This is a genomic window from Blastochloris sulfoviridis (assembly GCF_008630065.1).
Lineage (GTDB): Bacteria > Pseudomonadota > Alphaproteobacteria > Rhizobiales > Xanthobacteraceae > Blastochloris > Blastochloris sulfoviridis.
This window is the reverse complement of the sequence record NZ_VWPL01000012.1, coordinates 67,929-81,929: the sequence shown is the minus strand read 5'-3', so window position 1 is coordinate 81,929 and position 14,001 is coordinate 67,929. Positions and strand designations below refer to the sequence as shown.

General features: G+C 71.3%; 13 protein-coding genes. All 13 read right to left on the bottom strand.

The features are described from left to right. Position 1: 1 nt before the first annotated feature. The 13 genes from hypB to F1193_RS08800 all read right to left on the bottom strand — a co-directional run bounded on the left by hypB (position 2) and on the right by F1193_RS08800 (position 13,938). On the bottom strand, positions 2–1,000 hold the full coding sequence (hypB, locus tag F1193_RS08860; RefSeq protein WP_150097316.1) for a hydrogenase nickel incorporation protein HypB: 999 nt from the start codon (positions 998–1,000) through the stop codon (positions 2–4). After that, positions 1,000–1,341 (bottom strand): hydrogenase maturation nickel metallochaperone HypA, encoded by a 342-nt coding sequence (gene hypA, locus F1193_RS08855; RefSeq protein ID WP_150097315.1) that lies wholly within the window; start codon positions 1,339–1,341, stop codon positions 1,000–1,002. Before hypA ends, hypB begins: the two co-directional genes overlap by 1 nt. Further along, positions 1,334–2,410 carry a nickel-dependent hydrogenase large subunit gene (locus F1193_RS08850; protein WP_150097314.1) on the bottom strand — a complete coding sequence of 359 codons (1,077 nt, stop codon included), beginning with the start codon at positions 2,408–2,410 and terminating at the stop codon, positions 1,334–1,336. Before F1193_RS08850 ends, hypA begins: the two co-directional genes overlap by 8 nt. Continuing rightward, the gene (gene hybE, locus F1193_RS08845) at positions 2,407–2,877 is read right to left on the bottom strand and encodes a [NiFe]-hydrogenase assembly chaperone HybE (RefSeq protein WP_150097313.1); all 471 of its coding nucleotides are present in this window, start codon (positions 2,875–2,877) and stop codon (positions 2,407–2,409) included. Before hybE ends, F1193_RS08850 begins: the two co-directional genes overlap by 4 nt. Beyond that, positions 2,874–3,728 carry a hydrogenase expression/formation protein gene (locus F1193_RS08840; protein ID WP_150097312.1) on the bottom strand — a complete coding sequence of 285 codons (855 nt, stop codon included), beginning with the start codon at positions 3,726–3,728 and terminating at the stop codon, positions 2,874–2,876. The genes hybE and F1193_RS08840 overlap by 4 nt, the downstream gene beginning before the upstream one ends. Next, positions 3,725–4,171, bottom strand: coding sequence for a thioredoxin domain-containing protein (locus F1193_RS08835; RefSeq protein ID WP_150097311.1), 447 nt, complete (start codon positions 4,169–4,171; stop codon positions 3,725–3,727). The genes F1193_RS08840 and F1193_RS08835 overlap by 4 nt, the downstream gene beginning before the upstream one ends. A gap of 102 nt (positions 4,172–4,273) precedes the next feature. After that, positions 4,274–4,594: a HypC/HybG/HupF family hydrogenase formation chaperone gene (gene hypC / locus F1193_RS08830; protein ID WP_150097310.1), complete on the bottom strand. Its 321-nt coding sequence runs from the start codon at positions 4,592–4,594 to the stop codon at positions 4,274–4,276. A gap of 6 nt (positions 4,595–4,600) precedes the next feature. After that, positions 4,601–5,176, bottom strand: a complete 576-nt coding sequence (locus F1193_RS08825) for a HyaD/HybD family hydrogenase maturation endopeptidase (protein WP_150097309.1) — start codon at positions 5,174–5,176, stop codon at positions 4,601–4,603. 3 nt (positions 5,177–5,179) lie between these two features. Next, on the bottom strand, positions 5,180–5,965 hold the full coding sequence (cybH, locus tag F1193_RS08820; protein WP_150097308.1) for a Ni/Fe-hydrogenase, b-type cytochrome subunit: 786 nt from the start codon (positions 5,963–5,965) through the stop codon (positions 5,180–5,182). A 54-nt stretch (positions 5,966–6,019) separates the two neighbouring features. Further along, a complete protein-coding gene (locus F1193_RS08815) occupies positions 6,020–7,810 on the bottom strand; it encodes a nickel-dependent hydrogenase large subunit (protein ID WP_150097307.1) in 1,791 nt (596 codons plus the stop codon). A gap of 17 nt (positions 7,811–7,827) precedes the next feature. Further along, the gene (locus tag F1193_RS08810) at positions 7,828–8,961 is read right to left on the bottom strand and encodes a hydrogenase small subunit (RefSeq protein WP_150097306.1); all 1,134 of its coding nucleotides are present in this window, start codon (positions 8,959–8,961) and stop codon (positions 7,828–7,830) included. Positions 8,962–9,202: 241 nt separating this feature from the next. After that, the gene (locus F1193_RS08805) at positions 9,203–12,670 is read right to left on the bottom strand and encodes an ATP-binding protein (RefSeq protein WP_150097305.1); all 3,468 of its coding nucleotides are present in this window, start codon (positions 12,668–12,670) and stop codon (positions 9,203–9,205) included. Further along, positions 12,667–13,938: a metallophosphoesterase family protein gene (locus F1193_RS08800; RefSeq protein ID WP_150097304.1), complete on the bottom strand. Its 1,272-nt coding sequence runs from the start codon at positions 13,936–13,938 to the stop codon at positions 12,667–12,669. Before F1193_RS08800 ends, F1193_RS08805 begins: the two co-directional genes overlap by 4 nt. Positions 13,939–14,001: the final 63 nt, after the last annotated feature.

The following is a 14,001-nucleotide window of genomic DNA, read 5'->3' as shown; positions in this document are numbered from 1 at the left end:
GTCATCCTGCCGCTGCGTTGGCGCCGGCCCGCGCCATGGCGACGCCGGCCTCGATGAAGGCAATGAACGCCGCCAGCCCCTCGCCGGTGCGGGCCGAGACCACCAGCGTCTTCAGGCGCGGATTGACCCGGAGCGCATTGGCGATGCAGGCCGCGACGTCGAACTCGACATGGGGCAGCAGGTCCGACTTGTTGAGCAGCATCACGTCGGCGGCCGCGAACATGTCGGGATATTTGAGCGGCTTGTCCTCGCCTTCGGTCACCGACAGCACCACCACCTTGTGCGCCTCGCCGAGATCGAACGCCGCCGGGCATACCAGATTGCCGACATTCTCGATGAACAGCACGCCGCCGGCCCGGAGCGGCGGGCCGTCGAGCGCCAGATCGTCCAGCGCCAGATCGTCCAGCGCCAAGTCGTCAAGTGCATGCCCGACCATGTGGGCGTCGAGGTGGCAGCCCTTGCCGGTGTTGATCTGGATGGCGGGGGCACCGGTGGCGCGGATGCGCTGGGCGTCATTGGCGGTCTGCTGGTCGCCCTCGATGACGGCAACCGGAACCCGGCCCGACAGCTCGGCGATGATGCGCTCCAGCAGCGTCGTCTTGCCGGAGCCGGGGCTCGAGACGAGATTGAGCGCGAAGACGCCGCGGGCGGCGAGCCGCGCCCGGTTGGCGCGCGCATAGGCGTTGTTCTTGGCCAGGATGTCGCGCTCGATGCGGACGATGCGCTCCTGGCTCATCCCCGGCACGTGCACGCCGGCAAGGCCGGCGCCGTAGTCGTGCGTGCCCTCCGCATGATCGTGATGATGCACGTGGTCGTGATCATGCAGATGGTCGTGATCATGCTCATGATCGTGCGCGTGATCGTGCGAATGGCTGTGGCTGTGCGCATGGCTGTGGCGGGTGCCGTCCGCGTGGGTGTGCGCATGCGCTTGGCTGGGAGCGTGCGCCGCCGGTTCCTTGCCTTCGATGGATGCCGTGCCGCAGCCGCAGACCTTGCACATCACTCGACCTCCAGCTCCTTGACGCGCAGCTCGTCGCCCGCCGTCATCTGCACATGATGCCGCCCGCATTCGGGGCAGGCGCCGAACCGCTCGGCGAGCGGCACGCTCTTGCCGCAGTCGAGGCACCAGCCCTGTCCGGCCACGCGGATGATGTCGAGCCGCGCCCCTTCGGCGATGGTGCCGCGGCTGACCGCCTCGAAGCAGAACTGCATCGCCTCGGGCTCGACATGGCCGAGCAGGCCGATCTCCAGCACGATCGCCTTGGTGCGCGAGAAGCCCTCGCTGCGGGCGGCCTCCTCCACCAGCGCGACCACGCTCTCGGTGAGGGCCATCTCATGCATGGATGAGCTCCTGGGCCATCTCGGCGGGCGGCGCGGGAGAGACCGAAACCCGGCAGGCGACGCACGGATCGAACAGCGCGGCGAGCGCCTCGATGGCGCGGGCAGCCGCCGCATCCTCAGGCGTGCGCAGCCGCCGCAGCGCCTGGGCGAACGGGCCCTCCGGCGCGAAGTTCCATTCGGTCGGCGCGAGGATGAGATAGCGCTTGACGCGCCCCTGCCGGTCGAGCTCGGCCACATGGTGGAGCCGGCCGCGCGGGCTCTCGACGGCCGCAAAACCGAGTCCGGGCGCAAGCTGCTCGGCGCGAATCCAGGATCGGCCGGCGGCGACGGTGCCGCCACGCGCCACCTCGGCGATCTCGGCAAATCGCGCGGCGAGGCGGGCCGCGCCGCCTGTCGCGTCCCGGTGGCAGGCGGCGCGTGCCAGCGGGCCGGCTTCCGGCCGCCGGCCCGGCAGATGCGGCTCGCCCGCGAAGGCGTCGCCCGCCTCCAGCAGAGCGGCAGCCACCGCCGCGTCGTCGGCGGCCGTCAGCGCATCGACGACACCAGGACTCGCATCGAGCGGCCCGGCATCGAGGGCGGCGGCAAACGCCATCAGGCGAGCGGCCCAGCTTTGGGCGGGAGCACCGGCCTGCGGTCCAAACGGTGGCGCGTCCGGCCCGAGGCCGAGACGTTCGAGCGCCTCGCGCGCCGGCTGTTCGGGGCGGGCCAGCACCGTGCGCACGGCCGCGGCCTCCTCCCGCGTCGGCGGCACCGCGCCGCCGAGACCCAGCACGGTGGCGCGCAGATGCTCGGCAAGGCGCTCGGCCGCCAGCGCGGCATGGGTCTCGGCCGGATCACCGGTTTCCACCGCCGCGCCCGCCGCCGCCAAGGCTGCGCGCGCCGCGGCCGATTGCGAGACGCTGCACAGCGCGAACAGCCGCCCGGCGATGGCCGGGATCTCGGCGGCCGGCGGGGGGGTCAGCGCCGCGCCGACGCCGCGCGGCCGGTGGCAGGCGACCGTGGCATCGAGGACGGCGCCATCGGCGATAATCGCCGCGATCCGCACATGTCCGTCGAGCAGCGGGGTCATGGCGCGCTGCTCCCGCGGCCGAACAGCAGCGCGCGGCGGTCGCGCGCCGGCGGCGGCACATCGTATCCGTCCGGCTTGAACAGCGCCGCCATGGCAGCCGTCGCGGTCTGGTGCGTCGCCGCAGGATCGGCGAAGCCGAACATCGGCGAGAACAGCGAGGCGGCATCGAGCCGGCCGATGCCGTCCAGCTCGCCGACGGTGACCTCGATGCGTCCGGCCGGAAGCGAGACCGCGCGGCTGTCGCCGAAGCGGGCCGGCGGCAGCGCCGGTCCGCCTTCGACCTCGGCCAGCACGATATTCATGAACCAGGGCGTGACGACGACGCCGATCGCGTGGCCGGCATGGTCGCGAAATCCCACCGCCTGCACCTCGAGATCGCGATTGCAGATCGGCATGCCGCGCATCGCGCCTTCGGCGATGGCGCGATAGATCGAAGCAAGCCGTTCGCCGATGGCCGCGGCGCTCATGTGAAATAGGCCTGTTCGATCTGCCGCAGCCGCTCGGCCGAATCGCGGAAATCCTCGGTGGCGGCGCAGGCGGCCGGCGGCACGTCGCCGATCTCCAGCGAATCGAGCACGAGGTCGCCGGAGGCGTTGAAATACTGCACCGACCACACGTGGCGGGTGGCGGTGGCGAGAACCCGGCAACTGCCGTGGCCGCGCGAGACGATCTGCACCGGCCCGTCGCCGAGCGTCTGGTGCAGGAAGGCCATGTCGGCGTCCGAGACCGGCAGCAGCGACAAGGTGATGGTGTGGCCGGGCAGGCCCGGGCGCTGCGCCATGCTCTGGCTTGCCGCGTGCTGCGCCGCGCGCTGGGCGATCTCGGACAGCAGCGACAGGGCGGTGGGGGAGGCCGCCGGCGTGGTGCCGATCTTGAACGCGCGCCGCGTCATGGCCGCAGCACGGCGCACCGCCTCGGGGATCGCCCCCACCTCCAGATAGTCGGCCACCAGCCGGCCGTCGGCGCCGGTGAAGCGCACCCGCCACAGGCCGGCCATCACCGACTCGTGAATCTGGGCGACGACGCCATCGGGCAGCGCGACGGTGGCCGAGACCTCGCCCGCACCGATCACCCCTGCGATCAGCTCAAGCTCGGCCGCGTCGAGCCCGTCGAGATCGAACAGGTGGCCCGGCCGGTCCGCATCCTGCGTCGCCAGCGCCTCGATCATCAGCGGCAGCAGCGCCGCGATGCGCGGCGATCGCATGGCCAAGCCCTCGCCGTTCGCAGCCGTCAGCAGCGGCGTGAATTTGCCGCCATTGGCGAGCGGGGACGCGGTGCCGTTGGGAGCGGCGAGGTCGGCAAGCGACGCGGCCTTCATGTCTGGCTCCCCTGCCCGGAAAAGGTGAAGGCGACGCGCGGGCCCGCCGCCCGTGCCATTGCCGGCGTCGCCGGGTCGAGCCAGGCGGAGATGCGCGCGACATAATCGGGCCAGGTGCGGATGCGGGCCAGCACGCCGAGCGTCTCGGTGCCGCGCACCAGCACGAGGCTCGGCAGCATCGCGACATGGAAGCGCACCTTGAGCGCATCTTCGCTGCCGCGCGCGATCACCGCCGCGCGCAGCCGGCCGCGAAAGACGGCCAGCAGCTCGGGCAACGCCACCGCCACGTCGGCCGCCTCGGGACGCACCAAAGGGTCGCCGGTGAAGAACAGCAAGGCGTGCGGCGGCTCGCCTTCGGCGGCCAGGAACGCGTCAATGTTGCGGCTGTCGACCTCCGCCAGCCCATGGCGGGTCGCCAACGCCGCGAGGGGCGTGGACGTCATCGCAGTCCTCCCGAAGAGTCGCTTTGCGGGCGTCTTGGTGCGCCCGTTCAGGGTCGGCGAAAAACATCGCGCGGTAGAAAGTGCTCTTCCACCCCAGGATGATCACTTGCCGGATGAATGTCCACCGCGTCCTGCGGCAAGGAAGTCTGGCAGTTGCGGCTCGCGGTCGATCAGGTCGGCGAACAGATGGTCGAAGGCGCGCCCCTGCAGCGCTGCCGCAACGCCATCCAGCGCGTCGTCGATGCGCTGCGCCTCCTCGGCGCCGAGCACCCGCACCGCCGCGCCGAGATGCACCAGCACGTGGGTGCCGACCTGCTGCGGGCCGACCAGCGCCAGCGACACCGCCTGCGTCTCGCCGCGCCGTTCGCAGGCGGCGGTGAATTCGCCGCCCAGCACGATCCGCATGGGAAGTCCGATACACATCTGCTCTCACCATGCCGTGCGGCGTTCGAAGGCGGCGATGTCGATGTCGTGGGCGAGGAGGCCGTCGACGGCGGCTCCCTCCTCGCGCGCCCGCACCGGCACCCCCCAGCCGAGGAGAATGTCGCGCGCGGCCTCCAGCGCCGGGCCGATGGCCTCGCGCACCGGGTCGGTGAGCGGCCCGCCCCAGTTCTCCAGGTCGAGCGGCTGGCAGCCGACCAGCGCGAGGCGCCGCGGATAGCGGCCGAGCAGGTCGACCGCGCTCAGCACCTCCTGGAAGCCGGTCTGGTGCAGGCTCATCTTCTTGGCGCCGGTGAATTTCGGCACGTCGCCGTCGCGCACGATCTTCAGCGTGCCGGGCTTGAGCCCATAGTCGATGGCGTCGAACACCAGAAGCTGCTCTGCCTCCTGCACGACATCGACGAGGTAGAGCCCCTGCGTGCCGCCGTCGAGCACCGTGACGTCGCCGCCCACCGCATAGCGGCGGTGGAAGGCCTCCACCGCCCGCACGCCGAACGCCTCGTCGCCCCACAGGATGTTGCCGATGCCGAGAACCAGTGTCTTGACGGCGGAAGCCTCGCTCACGGCTCAATCCCGGAAATCGTCGCGGAACACGCGCTCGCCCGACACGATCGACGAGATCATGCTCTGGCGCGACAGGATGTCCTCGCGCACCGCGGCGTAGACGTGGACGATGAAGAAGATGACGATCGACCACATGCCGAGGCGGTGCCAGGTGTGGACCTCCTGCGAGTTCGGCCAGATGTCGAACACCCATCCGAACATCGCCGCCTGCCAGCTGCCGGCGCCCGCGCCCTGCGAATAGAGCGCGAAGCCGGTGCAGATCATGAAGGCCAGCACGAGCATGTAGGTGAACATCGCCGCGTGGCCGAGCGGATTGTGGCCGATGTATTTCTTCGGATCGCGGACGAGGAAGAGATACCACTTCAGCTCGTAGAACAGGCCCCACCACCACAGCCGCCGCCACACCGGGATCATCCAGATCTGGCGGGAATAGCGGTTGCCGACGAAGGCCCAGTAGAGCCGGAACACGAAGCCGACGGCGAGCACGTAGCCGGCGGCGAAATGGGCGAAGCGGATATAGCCCATCAGATAGTGGTTGCTCGCCTCGCCGGACAGCGTCGGCAGCGGCGCGCCGATCAGATAGCCGGTCACGCACAGCACGACGATGCAGAGCGCCGTCACCCAGTGCCACAGCCGCACCGGCGCCTGATACACATAGACCGTCTGGCGGCGGGCGGCGCGCTCGCCATGGCTGTCGATCGCGCCCTGCAGCGCGCCGACGCGCGCCACCGTGGCACTGCCGCGCCCGCCCTTGCCGGTAAGACCCTCAAGCTCGCTGACTTGCGTCATGGGTTTTCCCCTCGACACCAATGACCATGTTCCCAACGACGCGTCGGACGCGCGTCAGCGAACGGTGACCGTCGCCATCTCCTGCCCGTCCTCGCTCATCACGTGGGTGGAACAGGCGAGGCAGGGATCGAACGAATGCAGCGTGCGGATGATTTCGAGCGGCTGGTTGGGATCGGCCATCGGCGTGCCGAGCAACGCCGCCTCGAAGGCGCCGATATTGCCGTTCGCATCACGCGGGCTGCCGTTCCAGGTGGTCGGCACCACGCACTGGTAATTGTCGATCTTGGTGTCCTTGATCCGGATCCAGTGCGCCAGCGCGCCGCGCGGCGCCTCGGTGAAGCCCGCACCCTTGGCCGCCTTCGGCCAGGTTGCCGGATCCCAGTTCTGGACATTGGCGGTGTCGAGCTGCCCGGCCTTGATCGAGGCGACCAGCTTGTCCTGGAAATGGCGCAGCTTGTGCGCCGCCCACTGGCACTCCAGGCCGCGCGCCGCGGTGCGCCCGAGCGTCGAGAACAGCGCGGTGACCGGCAGGCCGAGATCGGTGAGCAGCTTCTCGGCCGGCTCCTTGAACTCGGGCTTGCCCTGCGCATAGCCGATGATGTAGCGGGCGAGCGGCCCGACCTCGACGGCGTGGCCCTTCCAGCGCGGCGCCTTGAGCCAGGAATATTTCGCCGCCTCGTCGATCGCCTCGATGTTGGTGCGGGTGCCCTGGGTGTTCGGCCCGAGCACGAAGTTCGGCTCGGTCACGCCGTCATAGGGATGCAGGCCCTTGGCTTCGTCGGGGTACTTGTACCAGGAGTGGACGACGTATTCCTGGATCTGGTCGGGCGCGTGGAGATCGACCGGGTGGATCTCCTTCAGATTGCCGTCGATGATGACGCCGCGCGGCAGCAGCAGGCTCTTGTCGGAATAGTCGTTGGCGTATTCCGGGATGTCGCCGTACGACATCACCGCCTTCGACGACAGCCCGCCACCGTGGAGCCAGTCCTTGTAGAAGCTGGCGATCGCCGCAAGGTCGGGAAGATAGACCTGGTCGATGAAGGCGATCGCACGGTCGATGATCGACGAGACGAGATTGAGCCGCTCGATATTGATCGCGCCGACCGCGCCGTCGCCGTCGACATTGATCGAGCACGGCATGCCGCCGACCAGCCAGTTCGGATGCGGGTTCTTGCCGCCGAAGACGGTGTGGATCTTGACGATCTCCTTCTGGAAGTCGAGCGCCTCCAGATAGTGCGCCACCGCCATCAGGTTCGCTTCCGGCGGCAGCTTGTAGGCGGGGTGGCCCCAATAGCCGTTCTTGAACGGCCCGAGCTGGCCGGACTCGACGAACTTGGCGAGCCGGAGCTGCAGATCCTTGAAGTAGCCGGGCGAGGACATCGGCCAGGGCGAGATCGACTGCGCCAGCTCGGACGTCGCCTTGGGATCGGCCTTCAGCGCCGACACCACGTCCACCCAGTCGAGCGCGTGCAGGTGATAGAAGTGCACCAGATGGTCCTGCACATACAGGGCCAGCTGCATGATGTTGCGGATGGTGTTGGCGTTCTCCGGGATCGCGATGCCGAGCGCGTTCTCGACCGCGCGCACCGAGGTCAGCGCGTGGGTGCCGGTGCACACGCCGCAGATGCGCTGGGTGAAGGCCCAGGCGTCGCGCGGGTCGCGGCCCTTGAGGATCACCTCGATGCCGCGCCACATCGTGCCGGTGGAGACCGCGTTGCGGATGACGTTCTGGTCGTCGACGTTCACCTCGACGCGCAGATGGCCCTCGATGCGGGTGACCGGATCGACGACGACGCGCTTGCCGGAGTTGTCGAGCGTGAAGCCGTTCGGAGTCTGGATGCCCATGGCGATGCCCCCTGTTGTCAGCCGGCGGTCGAATTGGAGGCGCCCGTCGCGCCATTGCCATTGCCGGGAGGCTTCTCCGGGCCCGCTTTCGACGTCAGGCGACGCACGGCGGTGACGCCGGCGTGGATGGCGATGCCGGCGCCGACCACGCCCGCCGCGGCGAGGCCCACCTGATCGGCATTGGCCTCGACGCCGAAGGCGTTGATGGTGGTCAGCCGGTCATAGAACGAGCCCTGGTCCCAGAACCCGTCCTCCGAGCAGCCGATGCAGCCGTGGCCCGACTGGATCGGGAACGACACGCCGCCGTTCCACCGCGTGGTCGAGCAGGCGTTGTAGGTGGTCGGTCCCTTGCAGCCCATCTTGTAGAGGCAATAGCCCTTGCGGGCGCCCTCGTCGTCCCACGCCTCGACGAACTGGCCGGCGTCGAAATGCGGCCGGCGGTAGCATTTGTCGTGGATGCGCTGCGAATAGAACATCTTCGGCCGCCCCTGGCGGTCGAGCTCGGGCAGGGTGCCGAACATCAGCACATAGGAGATGACGCCGGTCATCACCTCGGCGATCGGCGGGCAGCCGGGCACCTTGATGATCGGCTTGTCGCGGATCACCTTGTCGATCGGCACCGCCTGCGTCGGGTTGGGCTTGGCGGCCTGCACGCAGCCCCACGAGGCGCACGAGCCCCAGGCGACCACCGCCAGCGAGTCGGACGCCATCTCCTTGAGGCGCTCGACGAACGGCCGGCCGCCGTCGATGCAGAACATGCCGTCCTCGTTGAGCGGCGGATTGCCCTCGACGGCGAGGATGTAGCCGCCCTTGTGCTTCTGCCGGGTCTCCTGAAGGATCGCCTCGGCCTGGTGGCCGGCGGCGGCCATGATGGTGTCGTCATAGTCGAGCGAGATCATCGACAGGATGACGTCCTTGGCCAGCGGATGTGCCGAGCGGATGAAGCTCTCCGTGCAGCAGGTGCATTCCAGCCCATGCATCCAGATCACCGGGATGCGCGGCTTGGTCTCCAGCGCCTGCGCCAGATTGGCGGCGCCGGTCGAGCCCAGCCCGAGGCTGGCCGCCGTCAGGCTGCAGAATTTCACGAAGGAGCGTCGTGAAATCCCCTGGCGGCGGATAACCTCATAGAACGTCTCGGTGTGAGCGCGCATTGGCCGTTTCCCCCCTAGACGAGCGTGCCTGCCGTTTTGGCTTGTTGCGCCGCGCTCACCAGTCCGACCGCAAGAACCGGGCCAGACTGGTTGCGGCTGCATCAAATAGCAGGTTTGCATTTGGAAACAAAGGGGTGTGCGACGCGCCCGGATTTCGGCCGCCGGTACGGCGTGACCACGACTGCAAATCGACTTGCCAGCGATGGAATCCAGGTTGCCGGTCCGGAGCCCCGGCTGTCGCTCAGAGCCGGATGATCGACGCCGCGTCCGCCAGCACCCGCTCGGCGCTCGTGGCGACGTGCTCGTGGTGGGTGAAGACGATCACCTGCGTCAGCGCGCCAAGCTCGGCCAGCGCCTTGAGGCCGCTCGCGGTGCGCGCCTCGTCGAAGCTGACGAGGATGTCGTCGGCGATGAACGGCAGCGGCGCGGCGCGGCGCGCGTGCTCCTCGATCGCGGCGATGCGCAGCGCCAGGAACAGCTGGTCGGCCGTGCCTTCCGACAGCGCATCGACACTGTGCAACTGGCCGTCGCGCAGCGTCGCGAGGTGGGGCGGATCCTGGTCGTAGTCGATGCCGATGCCGCTCCAGCGGCCGCAGGTCAGCGTCGCGAACAGGCGCGAGGCCCGCTCGACGATCGGGCTCTGATGCTTCGCGCGGTAGCGGTCCATCGCCGCCGACAGCAGCCGCGCCGCGACATGATCACGGGTGAAGCGCTCCACCGCCTGGGCGATCTCGGCCACCGCGTCCTGCGCCTCCTGGGCGGCCGCGGCGGCACCCTCGCGCTGCTCCATCGCCTCCTTCGCCGTGCGCGCCTCGGTGTCGGCCTCGATCGCCCGGTCGCGCGCGGCGCGGGCCAGATCGTGCGCCGCCTTGGCCTCGGCGACGGCGCGCGCCAGCGTCTCGGCATCCTGGCCGGCGATTGCCGCGCGGACGTCGTCCTCGCTGCGGCCCTCGCATTGGCCGGCAAGCCGGGCGCGTGCCTCGGCAAGCCGCCCGTCGATGGCTGTGGCCTGATCCAGCCGGTCGAGCAGCGGCGCCAGCGCCTCGGCGTCCTCGATTTTGGCCGCGGCGAGAAGTGCCGCCAGTGCGGCGTCCGCCCGCGCGAGGCCGGCTCTCGCCGCCGCCAGCGCCTCCTGGCGCTTCGCCAGCATGTCGGTGGCGGCGTCGGCCTTGGAGCGCGCCTGCCGCGCCTGATCGAGGCGGTGGCGCAGATGCCGGGCCGTGGCGAAGGCATCGCCATCCGGCACGCCGGCGCCGATCGTGCGGCGCAGCTCGTCGAGACGGGCGATGAAGGCGGCCTCGTCGCGCTCGATGCCGGCGATCCGGTGCTCGGCGGTGCGGAGCGCCTCGTCGAGGGCCGGCGCCTCGCGCCACAGATCGAGTGCCGCGCGTGCTTCCTCGTGCGATGCGCCGGGACGGATCGCCAGGTGCGGGAACAGCTCGGCGGCCTCCGCCGACAGCGCCGCGATCTCGGCCGCGAGCGCATCGGTTCGCTCGCCGATGTCCGCCGCCTGCCGGTCGAGCAGCGCAAACTCGCGCTCGTGCGTGCGCGCCTGCCCGAAACGGCGTTCGAGGTCGGCCACCGCCTCGCGCAGATCGGCCATGCGCGCGGGCGCGGCGCCAAGCGCCGGCAGGCCGAGGTCGAGCCGCAGCCGGTCGATCTCGGCGCGCTCGAACCGCACCGCCTCGCGCTGCGCCTCGCCCGCCGCCGCGTCCTGGCCCAGCGCCTCGCGCGCCGCCAGGATGGCACCGGCCTCGCGCAGCACGGCGAGTGCCGTCTCGTCCGCCGGCAGATTGAGGCCGCTCGCCGCCCACAGCGCCTGCCACGCTTTAGCGGACGCCTCGGCCTGCGCCGCAGCCTCGGCCGCGCGCAGGCGCGCCGCCGCAAGCTGCGCCTTGATCTCGGCGATCTTCAGCTCGATCTGCGCCAGCTCCGCCAGCCGCTGCGTCTCGGTCTGGCGCTCGTCGGCCAGCCGGTCGGCGGCGGCGATCGCCGGCTCCAGCCGCAGCGCGGCGGCGCGATCGGCCTCGGACGCCGCCCGTTCGCCCATCGCCACCGGCCGCAGCGCCGCCCACAGGTCGTTGCGGGCCTGGCGGGCGGCGGCGATCACGCTGTCGGTCGGCGCCGGCCGGCCGGCGGTCAGCGCCGCGAGCCGGGTCTCGGCCAGCGCGAACTGTTCCGACAGTTGGCTAACGACTTCATTTTGCCGACTCACGGTATCGCCCGCCGTGCGCACGCAGCGCAGCGCCGCCTCGGCCGCGGCGGCGGCCGGCAGCGCCAGCGTGGCGAGCGCGTCGGGCCCGGCAATGGCAAGGCCGAGCCGGACGGTCCGCTCGGCCAGCGCCGTCCGGCCGGCGGCGAGCTTGCGGTCGAGCGTGAGCAGGGCCCGCTCGCGCTCCTCCGCACCGTCCAGCGCGTCGAGACGGCGGCGCACCGGGGTCGGGTCGGCGACATGGCCGAGGCCGGCGCGTGCCTCCTCCGCCTTGCGGCGCTGCTGGGCGAGCTTCGCCCGCTCGCTCTCCAGCGTCTCGGCGCGCGCCGCGGCGGCGGCAAGGCGGCCGGCCAGCCGTTCGGCGCGGGCGAACAGCGGCGGGCCGGGCATCCGCGCCCGCAAGGCGTCGACGTCCGGCAGGTCGAGGCCCTTGGCGATGCGTTCGAGCTTGGCGCGCGCCTCGGTCGCCTCGGTGCGGCGGTTGGGCAGGCTCTTCAGCTCCTTCTCCACCGCCGCCCGCTCGTCCTCCAGCGCCTCGACCGGCTCGGCCAGCGCGAGAATGGCGCCGTCGACGGCGATCGCCGCCAGCGTTTCCTGCGCCGCCACCGCCTCAGTGCCGGCCCGCGCCTCGGCGTCCCGCGCCAAAGCGAGATCCGCGAGGGCCTTGCGGGCCCGCACCACGAACCCGCCGGGCACCTGCGGCAGCGGCCCGAGCGCGGCGCGGGCGGCAAGCTCGCCATCGATGGTGCGCAGCTCCCGCGCCGCGAGGACCAGCGTCTGCGCCCGCGACAGCGCGAGCGCCGCCTCGATCTCCGCCGCCACCGCCCCGGCGCGCGCGTTGGCTGCAGCGTCCGCGCCCTCGCGCAGCGCGCGGGCATCCTCGACCCGCAGCTCGGTATCGCGGATCAGCCGCTGTGCCTTGGTGCGCCGGTCGAGCGCGCGATAGAACGCGGCGTTGGCGTTGCGACGCTCGGGATTGAAGATCTGGGCGGCACCGTCGCGCAGGCGGTCGCGCAGCGCGGCGATGCGGCCGAGGCCGGGCGCCGCGGCGAGCAGCGTGTCGGCGAGGTCGCCGCCGCCGGCCAGCAGCTTGCGCCCGCCCTCGCGCAGCCGGGCCTGGTCGAGCCCGTAGATTTCGAGGAAGGCCCGCCGGTCGTGCGCGCCGAGGAAGGGGGCGAGGCAGTCGTCCGCGAGCGGCGCATCGCTCGCCGGATCGACCAGCGTCGCCGCCCGCCGCTTGAGCCGTGCGAACGCCAATGTCCGCCCGTCGCCGCCGGCCACCTCCGCCGACAGCCGCATGCTCTTGTAGTCGTGCAGGAAGCTGAAGCGCGAACGCTCCTCGATGCCGAACAGCGCGTCGGCCACCGCGGCCAGCGCCGTGCTCTTGCCGGCCTCGTTGGCGCCGACAATGACGGTGAGCCGGGCACGCGGATCGAAGTCGAGCCGCCGCCCGGTGAAGCAGCCATAGCGGTCGAGCCCCAGCGCGCTGAACCTCATGCCTCGCGCTCCGGCGCGGCTGCGGCGACGGCGATCGCCGTCATCGCCGCGTCCCTGGCGGCCGCGATCGCCGCCTCGGCCAGCGCCTCGCCATCGGCGCCGCCCAGCCCGATAAGGTCGAGCGCCTCGGCCGGCGCCTTGCTGCGCAGGTCGGCCAGCGTGCGCTGAATGTCGGCGCGGAACGCCGGGTCGGCGGCGACCTCGGCGACGATCTCGTCGAAGCCGGCGATCGCCGACAGCGACAGTCCGCGGCGCCTGGGCCGGGTGGCGAGGCAGACCTTCTCGATCAGCACGTCGCTGCCGGCATCCCAGGCGAGCGCCTGCATCTCCTCGCCCACCTGCTCGGTGTGGGCGTGGAGATGGTCGTGCAGCGCCGTCTCGCCGGCGAGCGTCAGCCGCAGCGCCAGCGGCCGTCCGTCCGCGGCCTCGCGGGCGGCGGCGATCGCCCTGCGCGCCGCGCGGGCGAGGTCGGCCGGCGCCTCGATGTCGGCAAGGTCGAGCGTGGCATGGTCGAAGCGCGCCGCATCCAGCGTGCGCGCCTCGACCGCGCGGATGCGCCCGCCCTCGACGCGCACCAGCGTCGCCCCTTTCGGCCCGGTCTCGCGGGCGTGGCGGCCCTGCAGATTGCCGGGGAAGACGATGTACGGATCCGCCGCCACCACCTCGCGCTGGTGCACATGGCCGAGCGCCCAGTAGTCGTAGCCGGTCTGCTTGAGGTCTTCGATCGAGCAGGGGGCATAGACGTCGTGGCCGTCGCGCCCGGTCAGCGAGGTGTGCAGCACGCCGATATTGAGGCGGCCGGGCACGGCCGGCGGATAGCTCCGCGCCACGTTCTCGGCGACATGGCGGCCGGCGAAGCCGCGCCCGTGCAGCACCACGCCCAGGTTCTCGATCGCGACGCTCTCGACCGCGCGCACCGAGAAGCTGTGGACGGCATCGGGCAGCGGCAGCTGGCGGGTGATGACCGACTCAGCGTCATGATTGCCGCGCACCAGGAACACCCGGATGGCCGCCTGCGCCAACCGGCCCATCTGCCGCGCGAACACCTGGCCGGTGGCATAGTCGCGCCAGTCGCCGTCATAGAGATCGCCGGCGATGATGACGAAGGCGACACGCTCGGCGATCGCCGCATCCACCAGGTTCTCCAGCGCCCGCCGCGTGGCCTCGACGAACGCGCCCGCCGCCTCGCCGCGCCGCGCCAAGCCGCGCAGCGGGCTGTCGAGATGCAGATCGGCGGCGTGGAGGAACTGGAACGAGGAGGCCGGCATGCGGGGCTATGACATTGTGGTCCGGATCCCGTTTCCGGATCGGAGCGGGTGCGGCAGCGAAAC

Excerpts from the sequence above, each read along its gene's own strand:
- hypB (WP_150097316.1), bottom strand. The coding sequence starts at position 1,000 with ATGTGCAAGGTCTGCGGCTGCGGCACGGCATCCATCGAAGGCAAGGAA.
- F1193_RS08810 (WP_150097306.1), bottom strand. The coding sequence starts at position 8,961 with ATGCGCGCTCACACCGAGACGTTCTATGAGGTTATCCGCCGCCAGGGG.
- hybE (WP_150097313.1), bottom strand. The coding sequence starts at position 2,877 with ATGAGCGCCGCGGCCATCGGCGAACGGCTTGCTTCGATCTATCGCGCC.
- F1193_RS08840 (WP_150097312.1), bottom strand. The coding sequence starts at position 3,728 with ATGAAGGCCGCGTCGCTTGCCGACCTCGCCGCTCCCAACGGCACCGCG.
- hypA (WP_150097315.1), bottom strand. The coding sequence starts at position 1,341 with ATGCATGAGATGGCCCTCACCGAGAGCGTGGTCGCGCTGGTGGAGGAG.
- F1193_RS08835 (WP_150097311.1), bottom strand. The coding sequence starts at position 4,171 with ATGACGTCCACGCCCCTCGCGGCGTTGGCGACCCGCCATGGGCTGGCG.
- hypC (WP_150097310.1), bottom strand. The coding sequence starts at position 4,594 with ATGTGTATCGGACTTCCCATGCGGATCGTGCTGGGCGGCGAATTCACC.
- F1193_RS08815 (WP_150097307.1), bottom strand. The coding sequence starts at position 7,810 with ATGGGCATCCAGACTCCGAACGGCTTCACGCTCGACAACTCCGGCAAG.
- F1193_RS08850 (WP_150097314.1), bottom strand. The coding sequence starts at position 2,410 with ATGACCCCGCTGCTCGACGGACATGTGCGGATCGCGGCGATTATCGCC.
- F1193_RS08800 (WP_150097304.1), bottom strand. The coding sequence starts at position 13,938 with ATGCCGGCCTCCTCGTTCCAGTTCCTCCACGCCGCCGATCTGCATCTC.
- F1193_RS08805 (WP_150097305.1), bottom strand. The coding sequence starts at position 12,670 with ATGAGGTTCAGCGCGCTGGGGCTCGACCGCTATGGCTGCTTCACCGGG.
- cybH (WP_150097308.1), bottom strand. The coding sequence starts at position 5,965 with ATGACGCAAGTCAGCGAGCTTGAGGGTCTTACCGGCAAGGGCGGGCGC.